The sequence below is a fragment of the Streptomyces sp. NPDC055078 genome, from assembly GCF_053607985.1.
This window is the reverse complement of record NZ_JBSGUP010000769.1, coordinates 1-3,609: the sequence shown is the minus strand read 5'-3', so window position 1 is coordinate 3,609 and position 3,609 is coordinate 1. Positions and strand designations below refer to the sequence as shown.

Annotated in this window: 4 protein-coding genes; 1 reads left to right on the top strand and 3 read right to left on the bottom strand. The window is 73.7% G+C overall.

Annotated features, from left to right (window positions below; all coding sequences use genetic code 11):
• Positions 1-229 precede the first annotated feature (229 nt).
• Together ACWF94_RS36360 and ACWF94_RS36355 are read right to left on the bottom strand one after the other, a co-directional pair.
• Positions 230-1,822 carry a hypothetical protein gene (locus ACWF94_RS36360; RefSeq protein ID WP_453498809.1) on the bottom strand — a complete coding sequence of 531 codons (1,593 nt, stop codon included), beginning with the start codon at positions 1,820-1,822 and terminating at the stop codon, positions 230-232.
• Between the two features lie 140 nt (positions 1,823-1,962).
• A complete protein-coding gene (locus tag ACWF94_RS36355; RefSeq protein WP_453498806.1) occupies positions 1,963-2,175 on the bottom strand; it encodes a hypothetical protein in 213 nt (70 codons plus the stop codon).
• Positions 2,176-2,306: 131 nt separating this feature from the next.
• Here ACWF94_RS36355 and ACWF94_RS36350 point away from each other — a divergent pair, with 131 nt between their 5' ends.
• Positions 2,307-3,281, top strand: coding sequence for a carbohydrate kinase family protein (locus ACWF94_RS36350; protein WP_453498803.1), 975 nt, complete (start codon positions 2,307-2,309; stop codon positions 3,279-3,281).
• A gap of 101 nt (positions 3,282-3,382) precedes the next feature.
• Here ACWF94_RS36350 and ACWF94_RS36345 read toward each other — a convergent pair.
• The coding region (locus tag ACWF94_RS36345) for a sulfurtransferase TusA family protein (protein ID WP_453498800.1) at positions 3,383-3,609 on the bottom strand (227 nt) is incomplete at its 5' end.

The following is a 3,609-nucleotide window of genomic DNA, read 5'->3' as shown; positions in this document are numbered from 1 at the left end:
CACTATCCACACCCCCACCGCCTGGGTCTCGGGCCCGTGGGTTCACTCCTACCCCTCCCACCGGCCCCCGCGGGCCACCGCGGGGGGGCGCCCCCGTCACTGGGGCCCCCCGCCTCTCTCTGTCTGTACGGCCGATCCGCGGATGTGTACGCGCGCCGGATGTCGGCCGAATGCCCGATGTGTACGGGCGCCGGACGTCCGCGCCCGATGTGTACGGGCATCCGGCCGGTCAGGGCTTGTGGGGCGGAACCGTCTTGCCCGACTCCGCGTCGACCACCGTCCGGTCACCGAGCGGCTTGTCCAGCGTCACCTTCTCCTTCAGCTCCTTGGCGACGAGGATGCAGACCTTGCCCGGCTTCGGCTTCGCCTCGGCGATCCGCACCTCCACCCGGCCGTCCTTCTCGGCCGCGGTCGCCCGGTAGTCGCTGCACACCCCGCCCCAGAAGGTGACCGTCAGCGTCCGCCCGTCCGCGGAGAAGGACTGCACCCGCCGGTCGGCCGACGGTACGGCCGGGTCCGACGACGGTCCGCTCGGCTCGGTGCCCTGGCCGGGCGCGGGCGGCTGCGGGGGAGTGTCCCCCGGCGCTGTCGTCCCCGGCCGGTCCGGCTGCGGCAGCAGGCCGGGCTCCACGGCGGGTTCGGCCACCGTGCGCCGCTCCCCGCCACCGCTCGGCTCCACCTGGAACAGCCAGGACGGTACGAGGGCGAGCCGCCCGCCCACCTGCTGCGCGGAGAGCCCGAAGTCCGCGTCGGTGACCGTCATCCGCACCGGCGCGGGCGGCTTCTGCCGCGCGTCGCACGGGAGGTCCGCCCGCTGCTCGCCCTCGGCCGGCACTCCGGTGGCGCAGGCGGTGATCCCGCAGGGGAGGTCCTGTGCGGCGGTGCCCGCCTTCGGCGGAGCGGTGCAGCCGGGAGCGTGCTCCGGGCTGCCGGGGCCGGACCGGTCGCCGGACCCGTTGCCGGACCCGTTGCCGGACCGGTTCAGCCGCTTCAGCGCCTCATCGGCGGAGAGTACGGGCTGGTCCGTGCCCTTCACGGGCTCCAGGAGCTGCCCGCCGCCGCCGATCACCTTGCCGTCGGCGCCGACCCGGACACCGGTCGTCCAGCCGTACGTCGGCAGTCCGCCGATCACCGGCTCCGCGTTGACCACCCGCGCCCCGCCCAGCACCTGCCGTGCGTCCAGCCGGGCGGTGCCCTGTCCCACGGCCTTCAGCACGGGCCCGGCCGCCTTCTTCGCGGCCTCCTCGCTGACCGGGGTGCCGCCGGAGTCCGCGCCCCCGCCGGAATCCCCGCTTCCGCCCGTACAGACATCGCCCTTCGGGCAGTTGTCACCCCCGGGGACGAACCGGTGGAACGTCCAGGTCCCCGGCGCCTGCCGCTCGACCCGGAGCGTGGGCCCCGCACCGTCCCGGCCCTCGCCGAGCTGCCAGGCGGTGCCGACCAGCCGCGGTGATCCCGGCAGCCCCAGCGCCCCGGCCAGCCGGGTCACCTGCTCCGCGGAGACCGTGCCCCGAGGCTGGCGCACCGCCGCGCTGTCCGGCCCGTCCGGCAGCCCGCCCCGCGCCCGGTAGACGGTTCCGTCACCGGACGGGTCCGGCTCACCCGGCGCGATACCGGGCGGAGCCGGGAGGCCGGGCGACCTCGCGTCCGCCACCGTCGAACGCTCCCTGCCGTCCCCGCTGTCCGCGCCATCGCCCTCGGCACCCGCCGTCGCGAAGTATGTGCCACCGCCGCCCGCGATCAGCACCACGGCCACCACCGAGGCGACAAGCGGGAAGCGCCGGCGGCGGGCGCTGTGATCCGTGTTCTCCGTGGTGCTCACCGCATCGCTCCTTGGTCTCCGGTCCCCGTCGTACCCGGGGCAGCTATGGGACGGAGCAGGGGCGCGCACGGTTCCCCGACGCGCTCTCGGTCACCGGTCACCCATGACCGGCGTGCCGCCGAAGCCTCCTGAGGCGCCGCTCAGCGGCCGTATCCCCACCCGTACATACCGTCGACGAGCCGGACCGACGCGGCGGGTACCACCACACCGTGAATCCGCGACGGCGGCACCGGCGCGGGGGCCGCGGCAGTGGGTGCCACCCAGCGCGGCGCCATCCGCACGCAGTCACCGCGCAGCTCCGCCAGGGTGGAGTCGGACTCGAAGGACGCACGACGCCCGGTGGAATTTGTCATATCGGCACCGTACGCAGGGGCCGGTGTGCGAACAAAGACCTACTATCAGGTAGTTTCCGCCCGGCGGCGCAGGACGCCCGAACCGGATAGCGTGAGGCGTCAACGCCACCCCGCCCCAGGAGTGCCTCGCCGTGCGAATCGCAGTCACCGGCTCCATAGCAAACGACCACCTCATGACGTTCCCCGGCCGTTTCGCCGACCAGCTGGTCGCGGACCAGTTGCACACGGTCTCCCTCTCCTTCCTGGTCGACAGCCTCGATGTGCGCAGGGGCGGTGTCGGCGCCAACATCTGCTTCGGCATGGGCCAGCTGGGCACCAACCCCATCCTCGTCGGCGCGGCCGGCGCGGACTTCGACGAGTACCGCGCCTGGCTCGACCGCCACGGCGTGGACACCGGGTCCGTACGGATCTCCGAGGTCCTGCACACCGCGCGCTTCGTCTGCACCACCGACGCCGACCACAACCAGATCGGCTCCTTCTACACGGGCGCGATGAGCGAGGCCCGGCTGATCGAGCTGAAGTCCGTCGCCGACCGCGTCGGCCGCCTCGACCTCGTCCTCATCGGCGCGGACGACCCCGAGGGGATGCTGCGGCACACCGAGGAGTGCCGCTCCCGGCGGATCCCCTTCGCCGCCGACTTCTCGCAGCAGATCGCGCGGATGTCCGGGGACGAGATCCGGATACTGCTGGACGGCGCGACCTATCTGTTCTCCAACGAGTACGAGAAGGGGCTCATCGAGTCCAAGACCGGCTGGACGGACTCGGAGATCCTCGACCGGGTCGGCCACCGCGTCACCACCCTCGGCGCCCGGGGCGTCCGCATCGAGCGCGCGGGCCACGACCTCATCGAGGTCGGCTGCCCCGAGGAAGAGGCGAAGGTCGACCCCACGGGTGTCGGCGACGCCTTCCGCGCGGGGTTCCTGTCGGGGCTGTCCTGGGGTGTCAGCCTGGAGCGGGCCGCGCAGGTGGGCTGCATGCTCGCGACACTCGTGATCGAGACCCTCGGCACCCAGGAGTACACCCTGCGCCGCGCCCACTTCATGGACCGCTTCACCAAGGCGTACGGCGACGACGCGGCCCAGGAGGTCAAGGCCCACCTGTCCTGACCCCGCCGCCGACGGGTGCCCGGCGGGGGCAGAGCCCCGGTAGGGCCCGCGCAGACGGAGCACCGGGCACCCCGGGCCACGGCCGCACCCGCCCCCCGGCCTCAGGACACGCGGCGGACCGTGTACGCCGACCCCCTCTCCAGCGCCTCCTCGCCCACGTACTCCTGCCCCCGCATCCCGCACCACGCGGGAATGTCCAGCCGTGCCGCCTCGTCGTCCGACAGCACCCGCACCGTCCCGCCCACCCGTACCTCCCTGATCACCTTCGCCAGCTCGATCACCGGAATCGGGCACCGCTTCCCGAGGGCGTCGACGACGAGGGAGGCGG